This is a genomic window from Bartonella sp. AA23NXGY (assembly GCF_042197165.1).
Taxonomy (GTDB): domain Bacteria; phylum Pseudomonadota; class Alphaproteobacteria; order Rhizobiales; family Rhizobiaceae; genus Bartonella.
In genome coordinates, this window is the sequence record NZ_JBHIRO010000008.1 from 88,754 (window position 1) to 109,928 (window position 21,175).

Annotated in this window: 16 protein-coding genes; all 16 read right to left on the reverse strand. The window is 38.0% G+C overall.

What is annotated here, in order from left to right; all coding sequences use genetic code 11:
• Positions 1-251: 251 nt before the first annotated feature.
• On the reverse strand, positions 252-3,752 hold the full coding sequence (gene mfd / locus ACFINY_RS05860; RefSeq protein WP_375700926.1) for a transcription-repair coupling factor: 3,501 nt from the start codon (positions 3,750-3,752) through the stop codon (positions 252-254).
• A gap of 5 nt (positions 3,753-3,757) precedes the next feature.
• Positions 3,758-4,045, reverse strand: a complete 288-nt coding sequence (locus ACFINY_RS05865; protein ID WP_375611887.1) for a succinate dehydrogenase assembly factor 2 — start codon at positions 4,043-4,045, stop codon at positions 3,758-3,760.
• A 65-nt stretch (positions 4,046-4,110) separates the two neighbouring features.
• On the reverse strand, positions 4,111-4,791 hold the full coding sequence (locus tag ACFINY_RS05870) for an ABC transporter ATP-binding protein (RefSeq protein WP_375611886.1): 681 nt from the start codon (positions 4,789-4,791) through the stop codon (positions 4,111-4,113).
• Positions 4,791-6,059, reverse strand: coding sequence for a lipoprotein-releasing ABC transporter permease subunit (locus tag ACFINY_RS05875; protein WP_375611885.1), 1,269 nt, complete (start codon positions 6,057-6,059; stop codon positions 4,791-4,793). Before ACFINY_RS05875 ends, ACFINY_RS05870 begins: the two co-directional genes overlap by 1 nt.
• A gap of 11 nt (positions 6,060-6,070) precedes the next feature.
• Positions 6,071-7,396 carry a proline--tRNA ligase gene (gene proS / locus ACFINY_RS05880; RefSeq protein WP_375611884.1) on the reverse strand — a complete coding sequence of 442 codons (1,326 nt, stop codon included), beginning with the start codon at positions 7,394-7,396 and terminating at the stop codon, positions 6,071-6,073.
• A 203-nt stretch (positions 7,397-7,599) separates the two neighbouring features.
• Entirely contained in the window at positions 7,600-9,276 is a 1,677-nt protein-coding gene (locus ACFINY_RS05885; protein WP_375611883.1) for a ribonuclease J, read from the reverse strand.
• Positions 9,277-9,321: 45 nt separating this feature from the next.
• The gene (locus tag ACFINY_RS05890; RefSeq protein WP_375611882.1) at positions 9,322-10,125 is read right to left on the reverse strand and encodes a biotin--[acetyl-CoA-carboxylase] ligase; all 804 of its coding nucleotides are present in this window, start codon (positions 10,123-10,125) and stop codon (positions 9,322-9,324) included.
• A gap of 5 nt (positions 10,126-10,130) precedes the next feature.
• The gene (gene nuoN, locus ACFINY_RS05895; RefSeq protein WP_375611881.1) at positions 10,131-11,585 is read right to left on the reverse strand and encodes an NADH-quinone oxidoreductase subunit NuoN; all 1,455 of its coding nucleotides are present in this window, start codon (positions 11,583-11,585) and stop codon (positions 10,131-10,133) included.
• Positions 11,586-11,602: 17 nt separating this feature from the next.
• The gene (locus tag ACFINY_RS05900) at positions 11,603-13,072 is read right to left on the reverse strand and encodes an NADH-quinone oxidoreductase subunit M (protein ID WP_375611952.1); all 1,470 of its coding nucleotides are present in this window, start codon (positions 13,070-13,072) and stop codon (positions 11,603-11,605) included.
• Positions 13,072-15,036, reverse strand: a complete 1,965-nt coding sequence (gene nuoL, locus ACFINY_RS05905; RefSeq protein WP_375611951.1) for an NADH-quinone oxidoreductase subunit L — start codon at positions 15,034-15,036, stop codon at positions 13,072-13,074. Before nuoL ends, ACFINY_RS05900 begins: the two co-directional genes overlap by 1 nt.
• Before the next feature lie 6 nt (positions 15,037-15,042).
• Positions 15,043-15,351 (reverse strand): NADH-quinone oxidoreductase subunit NuoK, encoded by a 309-nt coding sequence (nuoK, locus tag ACFINY_RS05910; protein WP_273791275.1) that lies wholly within the window; start codon positions 15,349-15,351, stop codon positions 15,043-15,045.
• 13 nt (positions 15,352-15,364) lie between these two features.
• Positions 15,365-15,985 carry an NADH-quinone oxidoreductase subunit J gene (locus ACFINY_RS05915; RefSeq protein ID WP_375611880.1) on the reverse strand — a complete coding sequence of 207 codons (621 nt, stop codon included), beginning with the start codon at positions 15,983-15,985 and terminating at the stop codon, positions 15,365-15,367.
• Positions 15,986-16,079: 94 nt separating this feature from the next.
• Entirely contained in the window at positions 16,080-16,571 is a 492-nt protein-coding gene (gene nuoI, locus ACFINY_RS05920) for an NADH-quinone oxidoreductase subunit NuoI (RefSeq protein ID WP_273723184.1), read from the reverse strand.
• Between the two features lie 14 nt (positions 16,572-16,585).
• The gene (gene nuoH / locus ACFINY_RS05925) at positions 16,586-17,632 is read right to left on the reverse strand and encodes an NADH-quinone oxidoreductase subunit NuoH (protein ID WP_375611950.1); all 1,047 of its coding nucleotides are present in this window, start codon (positions 17,630-17,632) and stop codon (positions 16,586-16,588) included.
• 22 nt (positions 17,633-17,654) lie between these two features.
• Complete coding sequence (nuoG, locus tag ACFINY_RS05930; protein ID WP_375611879.1) at positions 17,655-19,724, reverse strand: NADH-quinone oxidoreductase subunit NuoG; 2,070 nt, start codon at positions 19,722-19,724, stop codon at positions 17,655-17,657.
• Between the two features lie 68 nt (positions 19,725-19,792).
• Positions 19,793-21,097, reverse strand: a complete 1,305-nt coding sequence (gene nuoF, locus ACFINY_RS05935) for an NADH-quinone oxidoreductase subunit NuoF (protein WP_375611878.1) — start codon at positions 21,095-21,097, stop codon at positions 19,793-19,795.
• Positions 21,098-21,175: the final 78 nt, after the last annotated feature.

The following is a 21,175-nucleotide window of genomic DNA, read 5'->3' on the forward strand; positions in this document are numbered from 1 at the left end:
TCTAAATTCTTTCTAAAAAATTTACAGGAGCTTATTAGCTTATTATATTGAAAGTGCTATTTATTGCAGTTAAACCGTCTAATCTATTTCCTTCATTATATCAATACGTATATAATAAAAACTAAATAAATATATAAAGGGTTCTTTATTATAAACTTAAATTTTATTCTTATAAAAAATCAATAATTTTTTGTTTTTATAGAATAATTTTATAAAAATGAGTAATAGTTCTGAAACAATAAAGATATTTTTTAAACAGAATGTTGTTCTGCCATTTCGACAAGCTGTGTTATAATATTCGCTGCTCCAACAAGCCTTTCATCCGCTGTGGACCAATCACGAATAAGAGCAATACTTTGATCTGGTCGGATTTTTGCCATTGAACCTTGTTTTCCCACCCACTGAACAAGAGCAACACTATTTGCGAAATAGTTATTACGAAACTGTATGACAATCCCCTTTGGTCCTGTATCTAATTTTTCTACATGCGCTTTTCGACACAATGTTTTGATATAAAAGACTTTAAGAAGGTGTTGAACCTCAAGGGGTAAAGGACCAAAGCGATCAATTAACTCCGCTGCAAATTCATCAATTTGTTCTAAATCATCAAGTTCTGTTAAACGACGATAAAGTCCCATACGTAACGATAAGTCAGGCACGAAACTTTCTGGTATCATCACTGTTGTACCAAGGGAAATTTGAGGTGACCATTGCTTATCTTCATTTAGCTCTCCATCTTTTAATTCAGCAACAGCTTCTTCAAGCATTTTTTGATAGAGTTCAAATCCAACTTCTTTGATATGCCCCGATTGCTCTTCACCTAAAAAATTGCCTGAACCGCGGATATCCATGTCATGGCTTGCCAATTGAAAACCGGCCCCTAAGGTGTCAAGAGATTGTAACACTTTAAGACGGCGATCAGCAGCAATTGTTAAAACTTTACCAGCAGGAAATGTAAAGAGAGCATACGCACGTTGTTTTGAACGTCCTACCCTACCACGTAACTGATAAAGGGCAGAAAGACCAAACATCTCAGCACGATGCACAATTAGGGTATTGGCTGTTGGAATATCAAGACCTGATTCAATAATGGTTGTTGAGAGCAGCACATCATATTGTCCATCATAAAATGCATTCATGATATCATCAAGTTGTCCAGCCGGCATTTGTCCATGAGCCACAACGAATTTCAGTTCTGGCACATGTGTTTTGAGATATTCTTCTACAAAAGCCAGATCAGAAATACGAGGACAAACATAGAAGCTTTGTCCACCACGATAATATTCTCGAAGCAGGGTCTCTCGTATAACAAGTGCATCAAAGGGTGAAATAAAAGTACGAACCGCCATTCTATCAATGGGGGGGGTTGTTATCAATGAAAGTTCACGTACACCCGATAAAGCTAACCCTAAAGTGCGTGGTATGGGAGTTGCTGAAAGTGTGAGAACATGAATATCACTTTTAAGCTCTTTTAAACGCTCTTTGTGTTTGACACCAAAATGCTGTTCCTCATCAATGATAAGAAGACCTAACCGTAAAAAATTAACTGCATCACTTAATAATGCATGGGTTCCAATGACAATATCGATTGTACCATCTGAAACACCTTTTTTTACTCGTGCAAGTTCTTTCGCTTTTACAAGCCTCGAAGCATGTCCAATTTTAACCGGTAATCCTTGAAAACGCGAAATAAATGTTTTGTAATGTTGACGTGAAAGCAAAGTTGTCGGTACAACAACAGCAACCTGATATCCATTTAATGCTGCAACAAAAGCACTTCGAATGGCTACTTCAGTTTTTCCAAAACCAACATCACCGCATATCAAGCGATCCATCGGCTTGCCTGAGGCTAGATCGTCCAAAACAGCATCAATTGCATTCATTTGATCTTCCGTTTCTTCATAGGGAAAGCAAGCAACAAACTCATCAAATGGTCCAATTGGTGGAAGTAAAGCAGGCGCAGCACGAGTCATACGCTCTGCAGCTATACGGATTAATTGCCCTGCCATTTCCAATAAATGTTTTTTAAGCCGAGCTTTACGTGCCTGCCAAGCAACACCTCCTAATTTATCTAAAGTTACCTCTGTTCCTTCTGAGCCATAACGTGAGAGAAGCTCAATATTTTCAACAGGTAAAAAGAGTAAATCACCTCCAGCATATCTAATTTCAAGGCAGTCTCGTAAAATTCCAGTGGTTCTGATGGTTTTAAGACCAACAAATTGGCCAATACCGTGGTCGATATGCACAATAATATCACCAGAATTTAAAGCAGAAATTTCAGAAATAAAATTTGTATTATTCTTACGCCGCTTTGGCGATCTTATAAAACGATCGCCAAGGATATCTTGCTCTGCTATAATAGCCAAATCTTCAGCCACAAAACCATGTTCTATCATGATAACAGCTGCTAATATGCGATCTCGAGGTGTTGCTTTGACTGTTTGCAAAGATTTTGCAACATCTATTTTTTTCAATCCATGCTCATCGAGAACTTGTAACAAACGATTGAGAGATCCTTCACTCCAACACGCTAAAAGCACTTTTTTACCAGCAGCGCGTAAAGATGCGATATGATCAATAACACTTGAAAAAACATTTTTTTCCTGCGCATTACGCTCTTTTACAAAATCATATCCTTGTTTAACATTTGTGTGAATAACAGTTTGTTCCAAACTTTGTGGAACATTAAAAGGAGAAAAATCAATACGCTGTGAAGATTGTTGCACACCTTCCAAAACACGCTCTGGCGTTAAATAAAAAAGACTAGGATCTATTGGATGATAAGAAGTAGAATTTTTTTCATCACTTTCGCGCTCTTTGCGCGCATTATAATAGTCTTCAATAAGACGATAGCGCTCAATGAAAACTTCTTCTATGAGATGCTCAAAAACTATCGGTAAATTGCCACAATGATCAAAAAAGCTATCAAGGTTTTCATAAAAAAATGGAAGCCAATGTTCCATACCGGCAAAACGCCGACCTTGAGAAATTGCTTCATAAAGCATGTTATTTTTTTGTGATACACCAAATGTACGGGTATAATTGCTTTTAAAACGACTGATACGTTCTGGTGTAAGAGCAACCTCACTCATTGCCTGTAATAAAAGTTCAGTTTTTTGGCCTGTTGTCCTTTGACTTTCTGGATCAAATACGCGGATACTTTCTAGGGTATCTCCAAAAAAATCAAGGCGTAAAGGTTCAACATCCATCGGAGAAAAGATATCAAGTATTCCTCCTCTTACAGCAAACTCACCAATATCACGGACAACCGTAACGCGTTCAAAACCATTGGTTTCTAGAAATTGAATAAGATTTCCCATGTTATTGCGCTGGCCAACACGTGCGTGAATAAGCTGAGCTTCTATCATTTCACGAGGAGGCAACTTTTGCATAATTGCATTTGCTGTTGTTAATATAATTGCAGAATATGGATCTTTCCGTAAATTTGCTATGTGTGCCAATGTTGATAGTCGACGTGCCATAACAGCAATTCCTGGTGATACGCGATCATAAGGCAAACAATCCCATGCAGGAAATTGAAGTACGGGTAAATTGGGTTCAATAAAATTTAAAACTTGTTGTAAATGCGCAATTTTTGTTCCGTCACGGACAACATAGAGGAGCGGTTTACCTTGTGCAATTTCTGAACTTAATTTAGCAAGCGCAAAGGCTTCAAATCCATCAGTAACGCCATCTAAAATCATACGAACAGAATTATTTTTGGGAATAACAATTTTTTTAAATATAGGCATCGGGATTAATAACTTAAGCAAGTACGATAATTGGCAATATCACGGAAAAGTGGACTATCAACTTCAGAGGGGGGCAAAATTTCTCCAGTAATCCATGTGAGTAAATCACGATCATCAAAAGACATAATATACTCAAGCTCAGAGAGCGTTTTATCATTCATCCCAGTAATATGAGCATCGACATAATGTCCAAAAATGAGATCCATTTCACGAATACCGCGATGCCATGCACGAAAAATCAATCGACGACGACGAGCATCTAATTGATTTTTGTCAACGACAAAAACTGTCATAAAAAATCTCCTTTAATAAAGTAATATAAACTATTCAATTAGTCGTATAAAATTTTTACCTTGCTTTAAGGAAGTTCTATAATCTTTTGTTCTTTAAGTGTAATTCGACGATGCATTTGCTTAGCTAAAGCGTAATTATGTGTTGCAATAAGAGCAGAAAGACCAGACTGACGAACAAGGATAGATAAAGCTTGAAAGACATAAGCTGAAGTTACTGGATCAAGATTTCCTGTAGGTTCATCAGCCAAAAGAACCGAAGGGCCATTTGCTACTGCACGTGCAATAGCAACACGTTGTTGTTCTCCTCCCGATAACTCTGAGGGACGATGGTTCGCACGATGAGAAATACGCAGATACGTCAATAATTTGCGTGCACGATCTTCTGCTATGGATTTTTTTAATCCTGCTATCATTTGCGGTATCATGACATTTTCTAACGCCGTAAACTCTGGAAGTAAATGATGAAATTGATAAACAAAACCAATATCATTTCGTCTTATAGCTGTTCGCTCACTATCAGAGCGCTTTGCACAAGAAACACCTCGTAACATCACATCACCAGCGGTTGGTTTTTCTAATAATCCAGCAATATGAAGAAGTGTTGATTTTCCAGCACCAGATGGTGCAACAAGTGCAACAAGCTCTCCACGATTAAGAGTAAAATTCGCTTTATCTAAAACAATGAGCGGCTTATGACCCTCGAAAAAGCGTCTTTCAATCTCTACAAGCTCTAAAATAGCTGTCATTATTCATACCTCAAAGCTTGTACGGGATCTAGCTTAGCAGCACGCCATGCCGGAATGAGAGCAGCAAGAAATGACAAGAATAAAGCCATCATAGCAACCAAGATGGTCTGTTTCCACTCAATTTGTGCAGGCAATTTTGTTAAAAAATAAAGTTGAGGATTAAAAACGTCGACATTAAATAACCAAGATATAAAATCTTGGATATGATTAATATTCGCGGTCGCGATAACACCTAAAATTAAGCCCAATATCGTTCCAATAAAACCAATCATCATTCCTGTAATGATAAATATACGCAAAATCGCACTTTGTTGAGCACCCATCGTGCGTAAAATTGCAATATCATGACTTTTATCTTTTACAAGCATAATCAGTCCTGAAATAATATTTAAAGCAGCAACAAGAACGATCAGAGAAAGAATGAAAAACATAACATTTCGTTCAATCTGTAAAGCTGAAAAAAAAGCCTGATTACGTGTACGCCAATCAATTAAATAAACCTGTTGATCAACTGCTTTTTCTACAACGGGTTTTATTTGATCAACTGCATCAGGATCATTTAAAAATAACTCTAAAGACTGAACCTTATCGCCTAAATTAAAAAACATTTGTGCTTCATGAAGAGGCATAAAGACAAATATTGAATCATATTCAGACATACCAACTTCAAAAATAGCAACGACTTTATAAGCTTTCACTCGTGGCGTAACGCCAAAAGGAGTCTCATCACCATCTGGAGTAATGATACGAATATCTCTTCCAACTGTTAATCCTAATTTTTCTGCTAAGCCACTTCCAATTGCAACACCTTCTTCTTGATCAAACCGAGAAATCGATCCTAATTTAATGTTTTGAGAGACTGTTTTAAGCTTTTCTAGATCTTGTTTGCGCATACCACGAACTAACGCGCCAGAGCCACCTTGAACTTCACCTTGAACAAGTGCTTGACCTTCAATAACAGGCAAAGCAAACTTCACGCCATTTGTAGTTTCTAAAGAAGAAATAAGAGTCTTATAATCAGCAAAACCAGAATCAACTGTTTGAATAATAAGATGCCCATTCATACCAAGAATACGATTGAGAAGTTCTGTACGAAAGCCATTCATCACCGCCATAACAACAACCAGAGCAAATACGCCCAACATAATCCCAATAAGAGAAATAATTGAAATAACAGATGCAACGACATGTTTTTTATTGGGAATCATATAACGAAAAGCGATCATCCACTCATAAGATGAAAAGCATTTGTTTTTCAGCCTCTTCATAATATTTCCTATTAAATTATAGAAAGTTGGCTGAGCACATCTTCAACCTTTAGAGATTTTTTTATTCCTGTTTTTCGATCTTTAATTTCAACTTCATTTTGTGCAATGCTGTTAGGACCAACAATGATTTGCGTTGGCAAACCAATCAAATCCATTGTTGCAAATTTTGATCCAGGGCGTTCATTTCTATCATCTAATAACGGATCAAAACCAACCTTCTTTAATCCCTGATAGAGAAACTCACATGCCTGTGTGCATTTTTCATCATCGGGCTTCATATTGATAATCCCAAAATCAAACGGTGCCATCGACTTTGGCCAAATAATACCATTTTCATCATGAGAAGCCTCAATAGCGGCCGCAACAAGACGCGAAGGCCCAATACCATAAGATCCCATAGAGACCACATGCTCTTTTCCATCTTGTCCCATAACTTTTGCTCCCATTGGAGCAGAATATTTAGTACCAAAGTGGAAAATATGCCCTACTTCAATACCACGCGCTGAAAGACGATTATGATCAGAAACTTTAGCCCACTCCTCTTCATTATGCATTTCTTCCGTTGCTGCATAAAAAGATGTCCATTGCTTAACAATATCATCTAAAACAGCTTTATCACTAAAATCGATTGAACTATCAGGAATGGTAAGTTCAAGAAATTGTTTATCACAGAAGATAGCACTCTCTCCTGTTTCAGCCAAAATGATAAATTCATGACTGAGTTCCCCCCCTATTGGACCTGTATCTGCACGCATAGGAATTGCTTTTAAGCCAAGGCGAGAAAAAGTGCGTAAATAAGCAACAAACATACGATTATAAGATGTTTCAGAGCCTTCATAATCAAGATCAAAAGAATAAGCATCTTTCATTAAAAATTCTCGTGCTCGCATCACACCAAAACGTGGACGAATTTCATCACGAAATTTCCATTGAATATGGTATAAATTAAGCGGAAGATCTTTATAAGAACGAACATAAGAGCGAAAAATATCTGTTACCATCTCTTCATTGGTTGGACCATAAAGTAAATCACGCTTTTGACGATCTTTAATGCGGAGCATTTCCAAACCATAATCATCATAACGACCGCTTTCACGCCAAAGATCAGCAGACTGAATTGTAGGCATCAATATTTCTATTGCACCCGCACGTTCTTGCTCTTCACGAATAATTTTACAAACTTTATCAAGCACTTTTTTTCCCAAAGGAAGCCAAGAATAAATCCCTGATGTTTGTTGTCGAATCATTCCAGCGCGCAACATGAAGCGATGAGAAACAATTTCTGCTTCTTTAGGATTCTCTTTTAAAAGTGGAAGGAAATATTGAGAAAGACGCATTGAAATAATTAACTCCTAATCAGATCTATCATATCGGAACAATTTATCACACCCTCTATTCATCTATAGCCGCATCCTGAATACTTGCAAATATAACGATCTTATCATTTAAAAATTTATTGTGCTTTATTCTCTATTTTTCTTATTTAGCAATAAAATAAAAATGCTCTTCTCTTTTTAAATAACGTAATAGGAAAGTTCTTTTATTTTGACCGATGTAAAAAAACTGTACAGATAGGTTTTTTTTGCCAAATTTCATGAACAGCCGCTCTTACTGCACGTCGTGTTGCCTCTCGAATAAGTTCATTATTTTTCTGTTTCATGCGTGGGGTATTATAAACTGTATTTTCTACGATATCTAAAAGAATATCTTTTAAACTTTCCCCCTTTCCATTACTTTCAGGTAACCCGAATGTTGTTAGACCTATATCCCCTAATAATTCATGCTTACTATTTATATGGAGAGAAATAGTAACATGACCAGCATAACTTAGTTTACGGCGTTCACGAATCCCTAATTCATCTTCATCTCCAATTAAGCAACCATCCTTATAGATGCGGCCAACAGGAACTTGATCAATAACTTCTACAGGCTCTGGTGCAAGACGTAACATATAGCCATTTCTGATATCCATAACAGTTTTAATACCCGCTTGACGTGCTAAAGTTGCCTGAGCCTTAAGATGCATTGCTTCCCCATGTACAGGGACAAGTATTTGTGGCTTTATCCAATCATACATCTGTAAAAGTTCTGAACGACGGGGATGACCTGAAACATGAACAAGTGCATCTTCATTCGTAATAATTTTAATACCCAAATCAATGAAACGATTTTGTACCTCAATAATCGCTTTTTCGTTTCCTGGAATACTTCGTGATGAATAAATAACGGTATCACCAGCGGAAAGTGCAATATTTTTCATTCCATCACGTGACAGTTTAGCCAAAGCAGCACATGGCTCACCTTGGCTCCCTGTGACAATTAAAACAAGATCTTTTCGCGAGATGTAGCCATAATCATCTTCCGTTACAAATGGTGCTAAACCATTCATATAACCAAGCTCTTGTGCAACCATAATACTTCGCTTAAGGGAACGCCCAATGACAAGCACCTTACGTCCAGCAGCTTCAGCTGCAAGAGCAATAGAACGTATCCGACCAATATTAGAAGAAAAAGTTGCTATCGCAACGCGCCCTTCAGCTTTAGAAATAATCTCTGAAAGACTGGCTTGAACTTGCTGTTCTGAAGGAGAGATACCATCCCGACATGCATTTGTGGAATCACAAAGTAATGCTAAAACACCTTTTTTGCCTAAAGCACGAAATCTTTTTTCATCGGTTACAGCCCCGAGTGAAGGGGTATGATCAATTTTCCAATCACCAGTATGAATCACAGTCCCCAAAGAGGTTGTAATTGCTAAAGATACAGATTCTGGTATTGAATGGTTAACGGCTATAGCCTCTACAGCAAAGGAACCTACCTGAAAACAATCACCAGCTTGAAAAATATTGAGTAAAATTTTTTGAGATTCAAAATCTAATTGTTTTTTAGTTTCCAATAATCCTGCCGTAAAAGGCGTACAGTAAATCGGCACTTGTAACTTTGGACATAAATCAAGAACGGCCCCATAATGATCTTCATGTGCATGTGTTAAAACAAGACCCCGTATATTGTGTTTTTCACTTTCTAGAAAACGAATATCAGGCAAAACAAGATCGACACCTGGTAATTCAGAACCAGCAAAACTAATCCCCATATCAACCAGCAGCCATTCACGAAGATATTGGGGACCAAATCCGTAAGCAGCTAAATTCATCCCTATTTCACCTACACCTCCCAGAGGTAAAAAAACAAATTCACATCTATTGGCTGCAACCATAAACATCTCCCAAATCATTAAGGTATCTGATGATAAAATAATTTTTCAATAACGGCCTGCATTAACAGAATCAGCCAAACCAAAATGAACATCCCCAGCTGTTATAATGGCTGTCTGACCGTCTTTTCGCTTTATGATGCAGTTAAAATCACTATCAAGACCATCAAAAATACCCTCAATGACTTTTTCATCATTCACCACTTTGACATGTTTCCCAAGATGAGCGGAATATAAAAGCCATTTTTTTCGGATTATTTCACATCCTTTTGGTTGTTTCCAAAGAAGGTAATTTTTAGAAAAACACTCCGTCAAAACCGTAAATAATTGTTCTGCATCAATACGCAACCCGATATTCTTTAAGCTTGAAGTGGAATAGGGCGCATCTTCATAATTATATTTCACATTTATTCCAATCCCAATAACCAAGGCATATTGTTGTGATGACAATTTTAAAATCTCAAGCAAAACTCCAGAGCTTTTTTCTCCTCTGAGCAAAATATCGTTTGGCCATTTTAAGCTCACAATATTGTTTGTCTGCTTTTCCTCTTTTATCAATTGTTTTATTGCCTCTGCCACACTTACTCCAGCAACAAAACCAAGTTGAGCCGCAGTTTGATGAACAATATCATCAATTAATAAAAGACTAGAATAAAGGTTCCCTTTTGGACTAGACCAAGTCCTCCCTCTTCTTGCTCTTCCCTGTGATTGTTCTTGTGCAACAATCCAAAGATTACCTTGATGACCAGTTTGCGCTTTTCGTTGCGCAATGAGATTTGTTGAATCAACACTATCGTACGCTTCAACAGTGTATCCCTGTTTTTGTGCAAAATCTGATAAAGTATAAACCATATTCGTTAAAACAATGCTGTTGCTGCTTTTTCTGCTAGCTCAGCGAACCAAACTCCAAAAAGCGCGTAAAATAAAATAAAGAATACAGAAAGACCAAGACAAAATTGAAGCTCTTTCGATAAAGCAACAAAATGCGCTTTTGCATCATCAAACCACATAATTTTAATGATTCGCAAATAGTAAAAAGCCCCAACTACAGACGCTATCATCCCAACGACAGCAAGTAGCGTAAGTCCAGCGTGGACAGCAGCAGAAAATGTATACCACTTTCCAAAAAAACCAGCCATAGGAGGTATGCTTGCTAAAGAAAAAAGCTGTATTGTCATCACAACAGCCATAAACGGATTCGTCTTTGCTAACCCTGAAAGATCATAAATATTTTCAACATTTCCATTCTGAGAGCGCATTCCAAGAATAAAGGCAAATGAACCAAGCGTCATTCCAAGATAAATAGTCATATAAAGGATAACGCTTTTTATCCCAAGCATATCTCCAGCAGATAAACCAACAAGTGCATAACCCATATGACTGATCGACGAATAAGCCATTAAGCGCTTAATATTATTCTGACCGATTGCAGCAAAAGCACCCAGTATCATTGATGCAATCGCCATGAACACCAAAATTTGTTGCCATGCAGGCATCACGTTATCAACACGCCCTAGGGGAATAAAGGTCACCACAATAATACGGATGATTAAAGCCATTGCAGCAACTTTAGGGGCACCAGCAAAAAATGCTGTAATCGGTGTGGGCGCTCCTTCATAAACATCAGGTGTCCACATATGAAACGGAACAGCAGAAATTTTGAAAGCCAAACCAGCTAAAATAAAGACAATTCCAAAAATGACCCCCAATTGTACATTTTTGCCTTTTAAAGCAAGAGCAATTTCGTGAAAACCAATTTGACCGGTAAAACCATAAAGCAAAGAAATACCATAAAGAAGCAAACCTGAAGATAATGCTCCTAAAACAAAGTATTTTATACCGGCTTCAGAAGATTTTACATTATTACGATTAATCGCTGCTAAAACATATAAAGCTAAAGATTGCAGCTCTAACCCCATATAAAGCGACAGCATATTACCCGCTGAAATCATAAACATCATTCCAAGGGTTGCTAAAAGAACAAGTACTGGAAACTCAAATATATTAAACTTTTGTGCATTGGCAAAACCAACAGACATGATAAGAGAAAAGAGTGCACCAATAAGCATTAAAATTTTCATATAACGACTAAAGGAATCGATAACGAGCGCATTGGTTTGAAATGAACCATTTTTCGGAAAAATTATAAGAATAATAATGGTTGCCACAAGAATTGCTATGGCTAAACCTGTCACTGTTAAAGAAGCACGTGTATTGGAATAAACACCAATCATAAGCAGCACGACAGCTCCTAATGCAATTAAAAGCTCTGGAAGAATTAAGACTAATTGCGCTATTATTTCAGTTTGCATGTGCATTCTTCCCTTATCTAGTGCAGTTTATTGATGAGGGTTTCTACGGAAAACGCCGTTGCCTTAAGAATAGGCGTTGGATAGATACCAAAGAATATTGTAAGAATAACCAATGGATAAAGGAGGAATTTTTCTCTTAAAGAAAGATCTATTAATACTTTTAAATTCTCTTTATCCAAGGAACCAAAAACCACACGCCGATAAAGATAAAGGGCATAGGCTGCCGATAAGATAACACCTGTTGTTGCTAAAACAACAACCAATTTATTTACTTGAAAAACACCTATTAAGGTTAAAAATTCACCCAAAAATCCTGAGCTTCCAGGCAAACCAACATTTGCCATGGTGAAAATTAAGAAAACAACAGCATATTTAGGCATATTATTCACTAAACCACCAAACGCTGAAATTTCACGTGTATGCAAGCGATCATAGATAACCCCAACACAAAGAAACAATGCTGCTGAAACAATTCCATGGGATAGCATCTGATAAATAGCCCCTTGTATCCCCTGTTCATTCGCAGCAAAAATACCCATCGTTACATATCCCATATGCGCTATTGAGGAATATGCAATAAGTTTTTTGATGTCACTTTGAACAAGTGCAACCAGTGATGTATAAATAATAGCGATAAGCGATAATGTGAAAACAAAAGGCGCAAAATCTGCTGAAGCGATAGGAAACATAGGCAAAGAAAAACGAAGAAAACCATACCCACCTAATTTAAGTAAGACACCAGCTAAAATAACAGAACCCGCTGTCGGTGCTTCTACGTGAGCATCAGGGAGCCATGTATGAACTGGCCACATTGGCATTTTAACTGCGAAAGAAGCAAAAAATGCAAGCCATAGCCATATTTGCATATGAGCAGGAAACTGATAATTGAGTAAAGTTGGTATATCAAGTGTCCCAGCCTCCCAATACATAACCATAAGAGCAACCAGCATAAGCACTGAACCAAGTAAAGTATATAAGAAAAACTTTATACTTGCATAAACACGACGTGCTCCTCCCCATACACCTATAATGATAAACATTGGAATGAGGCTGCCTTCAAAAAAAACATAGAATAGCATTGCATCAAGAGCACAAAAAACACCAATAATCGCAACTTCTAGAAGAAGAAACGCAATCATATAGGCTTTTAATCTCTCTTTAACATTCTCCCAACTTGCTAAAATACAGAAAGGTAAAAGAAAAGCCGAGAGAACAACAAAAAGAATAGAAATACCATCGACCCCCATATGATAGCTAATACCCCCCCCTAACCAACTGGATTTTTCAACCATTTGAAAATTTTGGTTGCTAGAATCAAATCCTATCCAAATAATTAAAGAAATAATAAAAACAAATAGAGTCGTAAAAAATGCGACATTACGTATATTATGGCGTGCTACTTCACTATCATCTTTGATAAACAAAATCAGAAGAACACCAACAAGCGGCAAAAATGTAACCGTAGAAAGAATAGGCCAATCGGTCATTAGTTTACGCCCCCGATCATCATCCATGTAATGAGCAATGCAACGCCGATAAGCATTGCAAATGCATAGTGGTAAAGATAGCCTGTTTGCATTCGAACAACTCTATTTGTAATATCAACAACACGCGCTGCAATACCATTGGGACCTAGACCATCAATAATCTTACCGTCTCCCACTTTCCAAAGAAAAGAACCAATTCTAAAGGTAGGACGAACAAATAAAAAGTTATATAATTGATCGAAATACCACTTTTGGTAAAGAAAGTGATACACTCCTGGCATAATACGCGCCATTTTCTTGGGAAGAGAGGGAGCCACAATATAAAATAAATAAGCCAACATAAACCCAAGAATCATTGCTATAAAAGGCGACCATTTTACCCAATTAAAAACATGGTGAGCATCATGAAGAATATGATTATGGCTGCTTGTAAATAATGCTCCCTTCCAAAAAGCATTATACAAGTCACCAAAAAAGTAAGGTTGGAAAACGACACCAGAAAATATTGCTCCAATAGATAAAAGAAAGAGTGGAATCAACATAACTGGAGGCGATTCATGAACATGATGCATCACATCAACTGTTGCCCGTGGTTTACCATGGAATGTCATAAAGATAAGTCGCCATGAATAGAAACTTGTTAAAAAGGCAGCAAAAACAAGAAGATAAAAAGCATATCCTGAAGCAATATTATGAGATGCAAAAGCAGACTCTATAATCGCATCTTTTGAGAAAAAACCTGCAGTCCCGAAAAGTGTTCCTGGAATTCCAACACCGGTCAAGGCAATGGTCCCGACCATCATCATCCAATAGGTGACCTTTATATGTTTGCGTAACCCACCCATTTTTCGCATATCTTGTTCATCAGACACAGAATGAATCACAGAACCTGCACCAAGAAACAATAAGGCTTTAAAAAAAGCATGCGTAAAAAGATGAAAGACAGCAGCGCCATAAGCTCCAACACCTAATGCCACAAACATATAACCAAGTTGAGAGCATGTAGAATAAGCAATAACACGCTTAATATCATTCTGCACCAACCCCACAGTTGCTGCAAAAAACGCTGTTGTTGCACCAACAATAATAATCACGGTCAAAGCAGTTGAAGAAAGTTCAAAAATTGGCGACATACGCGCAATCATAAAAACACCAGCCGTTACCATTGTAGCGGCATGAATAAGCGCTGATACAGGGGTTGGCCCTTCCATTGCATCAGGCAGCCAAGTATGTAAAAGAAATTGTGCGGATTTTCCCATCGCACCAATAAATAATAAAAGACATGTAATGGTAATTGCCGTCTGCCCATCAAATTGCCAATCTAAAAATGTCATATTTTGTATAAAGCTCTTGTCGGCAGCTTTTGCAAAAATAGAGGCAAAATCAACCGATTGGAACAAAACAAAAATACTAAAGATTCCTAAGAGAAAACCAAAGTCTCCAACACGGTTAACTACAAAAGCTTTCATTGCGGCCTTATTAGCAGAATCGCGCTGAAACCAAAAACCAATGAGTAAATAAGAAGCAAGTCCGACACCTTCCCATCCAAAAAACATCTGAATCAAATTATTGGATGTGACCAACATAAGCATCATAAATGTAAACAAAGAAAGATAAGAAAAAAAACGAGACCTTGAAGGGTCATGGTGCATATAACCAATTGAATAAATATGCACTAATGCCGAAACACTATTCACAACAATAAGCATGACAGCTGTTAATGCATCAACATGTAAAGCCCAATTAAAGCTTAAGTCACCAACAGTCATCCAATGTAATACCAATACATCAATCGCTGGAATATGACCAAGTGCAGTACTGAAAAATGCTATCCACGATAATATGGCAACAACAACCATAAAGCTACATGTTATCAATTCACTCGCACGATCTCCTATCGTTTTTCCACCTAGTGCAGCAATTAAAAAACCCAAAAGCGGAAGAAAGACAATCGTATAATACATCACTGGTTAGCCTTTCATTACATTAACATCTTCAACCGCAATGGAACCACGATTACGGAAAAAAACGACCAGAATTGCTAAACCAATGGCAGCTTCAGCAGCTGCTACGGTTAAGACAAATAAAGCGAATACCTGACCAACGAGATCATGAAGAAATGCTGAAAATGCAACAAAATTGAGATTAACTGAAAGCAATATAAGCTCAATGGACATCAAGATAATAATCACATTTTTTCTGTTGAGAAAAATTCCAGCAATACCAATTGTAAACATCAAAGCAGAAACAGTGAGATAATGTGTAATATCAATATACATCTGCATAGCCCCCTTACATACCTTTGCCTGATTCAACTTGTTTGATTTCAATGGCACTTTCTACCGTTCTAGAAACTTGCTCCGCAATAGATTGCCGCTTTACTCCTAATTTATGACGAAGTGTTAAAACAATAGCTCCAATCATTGCAACCAATAAAATCATTCCAGCAATTTGAAAATAGAAAACATAATCCGTATAGAGAATATCACCTAATGCTTGTGTATTTGTTCGCTGCGCTAAATCTGGCATTGGTTGCGTAACATGCGTTCTCAAGACTGGAGAAAAATAGCTACTCATAAAAACAACAATCAATTCTACAGCGATAATAACACCAATAAGAGCTCCAATAGGAGCATACCGAAGAGTTCCACTCTTTAACTCAGCAAAATCAACGTCAAGCATCATAACGACAAATAAAAATAAAACAGCGACAGCTCCAACATACACAACAAGCAGAATAAGCCCTAAAAACTCTGCTCCTGCAAGTAAAAACAAAGCTGCTGCATTAAAAAATGCGAGGATTAAAAACAAAACAGAATGCACTGGATTGCGTGCTGTAATAACAATAACTGCACTTGTTAGCATAATAAAAGCAAACAAATAGAAAAATGCCGCCGCTAGATCTGTTAGCATAGGCTTCTCCTTAATTATTCAAACAATTGGTATAAACTTCATACCAGATTACAATTTATCGGAAAAATATCCGACACCTCATTTAACGATACACTTAACGATAAGGCGCATCCATCAATATATTTCGAGCAATTTCTCGCTCCCAGCGATCTCCATTCAATAAAAGTTTTTCTTTATCATAATAAAGTTCTTCACGTGTTTCCGTCGCAAACTCAAAATTTGGACCTTCGACAATAGCCTCAACCGGACAGGCTTCTTGACAAAAACCACAGTAGATACATTTAACCATGTCTATATCATAACGGACAGTTCTACGTGTACCATCATTGCGCCGTGGACCAGCTTCAATTGTAATCGCTTGAGCAGGACAAATCGCTTCACATAATTTACAAGCAATACACCGTTCTTCACCATTTGGATAGCGACGCAATGCATGCTCACCACGAAAACGCTGAGATACAAAACCTTTTTCATAAGGATAATTAATCGTGGGTTTTGGTGAAAAAAATTGACGCATAGCTAAGAAAAAAGCACTCACAAATTCCAATAGAAGAAGTGACTTTGCCGCCTGAATAAAACCTGACATCGTAAAATCTCCTCTTAAACGAAATCCGTAAACTTTAAAAAAGCAGCAGTTATCACAACCATTGTTAGTGAGAGAGGAAGAAAAACCTTCCAACCAAGCCGCATGAGCTGATCATAGCGATAACGTGGAACAAATGCTTTGACCATAGCAAACCAAAAAAATACAAAACAAACTTTTAAAACAAACCAAATGATACCAGGAACCCAATTAAGCCACCAAACATCTAAGGGAGGCAGCCAACCGCCTAAAAATAGAATGGTTGTTAATGCGCACATTAAAACAATCGCAACATATTCACCTAGAAAGAAGAGCATGTAAGGCGTTGAAGAATATTCTACCATATGACCAGCAACAAGTTCAGATTCTGCTTCCACCAAATCGAATGGAGGACGGTTTGTCTCTGCAAGCGCAGAAATAAAAAATATAATAAACATTGGAAAAAGGACCAACCAATTCCAATCGAGAAAACTGTTAAAAGGAAGACCAAGAGTTGTACCAAGCCCGTGCGTTTGTTTAAAAACAATTGTTGTGAGATCTAACGAACCACTTATTAAAATGACAGTCACAAGCACAAAACCAATGGAAACTTCATAAGAAACCATTTGTGCCGCCGAACGAAGAGCTCCTAAGAAAGGATATTTTGAATTTGATGCCCATCCCCCCATAATAACACCATAAACTTCAAGAGATGAAATGGCTAAAATATAAAGCAAGCCAACATTAATCTTTGCAACCTCCCAGCCCTCATTGACAGGAATAACAGCCCAAGTTGATAAAGCAAGTGTCGCTGAAACAAAAGGAGCCAAAAGAAAAACCCCCTTATTTGCACCTGCTGGGATAATAGGTTCTTTCACAACAAATTTAATTAAATCTGCAAAAGACTGTAACAAACCCCATGGTCCAACAACGTTTGGTCCACGACGCAATTGTACCGCTGCCCAAATTTTTCTATCTGCGTAAAGAAGATAAGCAACTAAGATCAAAAGAACGACTAAAAGAAGCAGTGTTTTTCCAACGATAATAAGTAATGGCAACAGCCAAGTCATAAAGAAATCATACATCATTATTCCTTTTCCTTTGCCTTTACTCTACAGTTTGCGTAACATGGTTTTTTGCAAGAGATGAACATTCAGCCATAACGGCAGAAGCACGTGCTATCGGATTTGTCAAATAAAAGTCTTTAATCATAGAAGTAAATGTTTGACTCTCTAGAGAAACCATTTTTGAACCAAGCACCTTAAGATTACTTATATCAGAAGGCACTATATCATCAACGGCACAAAGATGTGGATAATCATTAAACAAACATTGTCTTAATTGAGAAAGAGAATCAAAAGGAAGCCTTTGTCCTAAAATATCCGATAAAGCACGCAAAATAGCCCAATCTTCTTTTGCTTCACCTGGAGCAAAACCAGCCCGATTTGTCATTTGAACACGTCCTTCTGTATTCACATAAAGCCCTGATTTTTCAGTGTAAGCAGATGCAGGCAAAATAACGTCAGCAGCATGTGCACCATTATCACCATGGCTCCCAATATAAACTGTAAAAGCTTTTGTATTGGCTAATTCTACTTCATCAGCACCAAGCAAAAATAGAACTTCACAGGTTTTAAGTATATTTGCAACCCCAAGCTTAGAAGTAAAGCCTATGTCCAACCCTCCAACAATCGATGCTGCATTATGAAGAACCCCAAACCCATTCCATGTCTCACTAAGAGCACCTATATTATCAGCTAATTTAGCAAGACTTTTTAAAACAGATAAACCTTCACTTCCTGAAACCGCTCCCTCTCCGATAAGAATAAGGGGCCTCTTCGCTTCTTTTAAGACATTAAAAAAAACATCCTCTCCACGAATAAGTGTCGTTAATGTATCACTCCCAGATCCAAGGTAAGAATAAGGATAACGTAAATCGACTTTCTCTCCAATTAATGCAATAGGAAAATTGCCCATCCGTTGGCGCTTTAAAATACGCGCATTTAAAACAGCTGCTTCATGACGTGGATTAGATCCCACAATAAGCAGTGCATCAGCCTGTTCAATACCTACAATTGTAGGATTAAAAATATAACTCGAGCGCCCAAACTCTGGCGATAAAGCCCCTCCTCTTTGACGACAATCAAAAAGCGTTGAGCCCAAAGAACTCAATAATGCTTTAAGGGCATACATTTCTTCAACAGAAGCAAGATCCCCCGCAATGGCTCCAATTTTTTCTGGAAAAATTTTAGAGATTACCATTTTAATTTTTGCAAAAGCTTCTGTCCAACTGACAGGTTGAAGCTTTCCATCTTTGCGTACATATGGCTTATCAAGCCGCTGAGTCCGTAATCCATCCCAAATAAAACGCGTTTTATCAGAGATCCATTCCTCATTTACATCTTCATTCGTACGCGGCATAATCCGCATAACTTCACGGCCGCGGCTATCAATACGGATAGCACTACCAAGCGCATCCATCACATCAATCGATTCCGTTTTTACCAATTCCCACGGACGGGCATGAAACGCATAAGGTTTTGAAGTTAAAGCTCCCACTGGACAAAGATCAATAACATTTCCCTGTAATTCAGATGTCATAGCTTTTTCAAGATACGTCGTAATTTCAGCATCTTCACCACGACCGATCAAACCAAGTTCAGAAATACCTGCAACTTCCGTTGTAAAACGAACACACCGTGTACAATGAATACACCGTGTCATAACAGTTTTGACGAGAGGTCCAATATATTTATCTTCTACAGCACGTTTATTTTCTGTATAACGAGAACAATCTCGTCCATAAAGCATTGCTTGATCTTGAAGATCACACTCTCCCCCTTGATCACACACTGGACAATCCAAAGGATGATTAATGAGAAGAAATTCCATAACACCTTCACGTGCTTTTTTTACCATCGGTGTATTGGTAAAAATCTCAGGTGCCTCACCGTTAGGCCCCAATCGTAAATCACGAACCCCCATAGCACAAGAAGCCTGAGGTTTTGATGGACCACCCTTAACCTCAACTAAACACATACGACAATTTCCAGCAATTGACAAAGATTCATGAAAACAAAAACGTGGAATTTCTACCCCAGCCGCCTCAGCAGCCTGAAGCAAAGTGTAATAATCAGGAACTTCAATCTCTTTGCCATCAACTTTGATATTTATCATCACCCATCCAACCTGCGGATAACCCACTTAAAATTTGCATTCGGTTGCTCTTAAAACAAAATCCTTTATTAAACCGCTTCTAAAGCAATATTTTTGCTTTGGACTACATTTCGCGTGTATTCATCAATTCTACGCTCGATTTCCGGACGAAAATTACGTATCAACCCCTGTACAGGCCATGCGGCAGCATCACCAAGCGCACAAATAGTGTGTCCTTCAACCTGTTTAGACACTTCAAACAAAAGATCAATCTCGCGTTTTTGCGCTCTTCCCTCAACCATACGCCCTAAAAGACGCATCATCCAACCCGTCCCCTCACGACACGGTGTACACTGACCACAACTCTCGTGCTTAAAAAAAACAGCTATACGCCAAATTGCTTTGATAATATCGGTTGATTTATCCATAACAATCATTCCCCCTGTGCCAAAAGAAGACCCGACATCTCGCATCCCATCAAAATCCATAATCGCATCGATCATATCCTCACCACGGACGACTGGACAAGAAGCCCCCCCTGGAATAACTGCTAAAAGATTATTCCATCCACCACGAATACCACCCGTATGTTTTTCAATTAATTCACGGAATGAAACACCAAGAGCGTCTTCAAATGTACAAGGAGCGTTAACATGCCCTGAAACCATAAATAATTTCGTGCCAACATTATTTGCTCGTCCGATTGATGAAAACCACGAAGCACCCCGCCGCAAAATCGTTGGAACAACGGCAATAGACTCTACATTATTTACTGTTGTTGGACAGCCATAAATCCCCATATTGGCAGGAAATGGTGGTTTAAGCCGAGGTTGTCCCTTTTTTCCCTCAAGACTTTCAAGAAGGGCCGTTTCTTCACCACAAATATAAGCACCGGCTCCATGATGAATGATAATATCGCAAGCATGCCCATATTTTGTTTTTTTGCCAAGCAAACCTGCATCATAACATTCATCAACGGCAGCTTGTAGCGCTTCACGCTCACGAATATATTCACCACGAATATAAATAAAAGCAACATTGGCTCCCATAGCAAAAGTAGCGATTGCACATCCTTCAATCAAAGTATGGGGATCATGCCGTAAAATATCACGGTCTTTACATGTTCCAGGCTCTGATTCATCAGCATTGACAACCAAATAATGAGGACGCCCATCACTCTGCTTTGGCATAAAGGACCATTTCATTCCGGTAGAAAAACCAGCACCACCACGACCGCGTAAACCCGACGCCTTCACCTCATCAATAATCCAATCACGACCTTTGTCAATAATCCCTTTCAGACCATTCCAATGTCCACGCGACATCGCAGCCTTTAATGATTTGTCTTTTAAACCATAAATATTGGTGAAGATACGATCTTTATCAGCTAGCATACCCCACCTTTTTTTTCTATTACCCGTAGCATTTTTAGCTTTTCCTCAAATGCAATTTTTAAATATCTTTTCAAGATT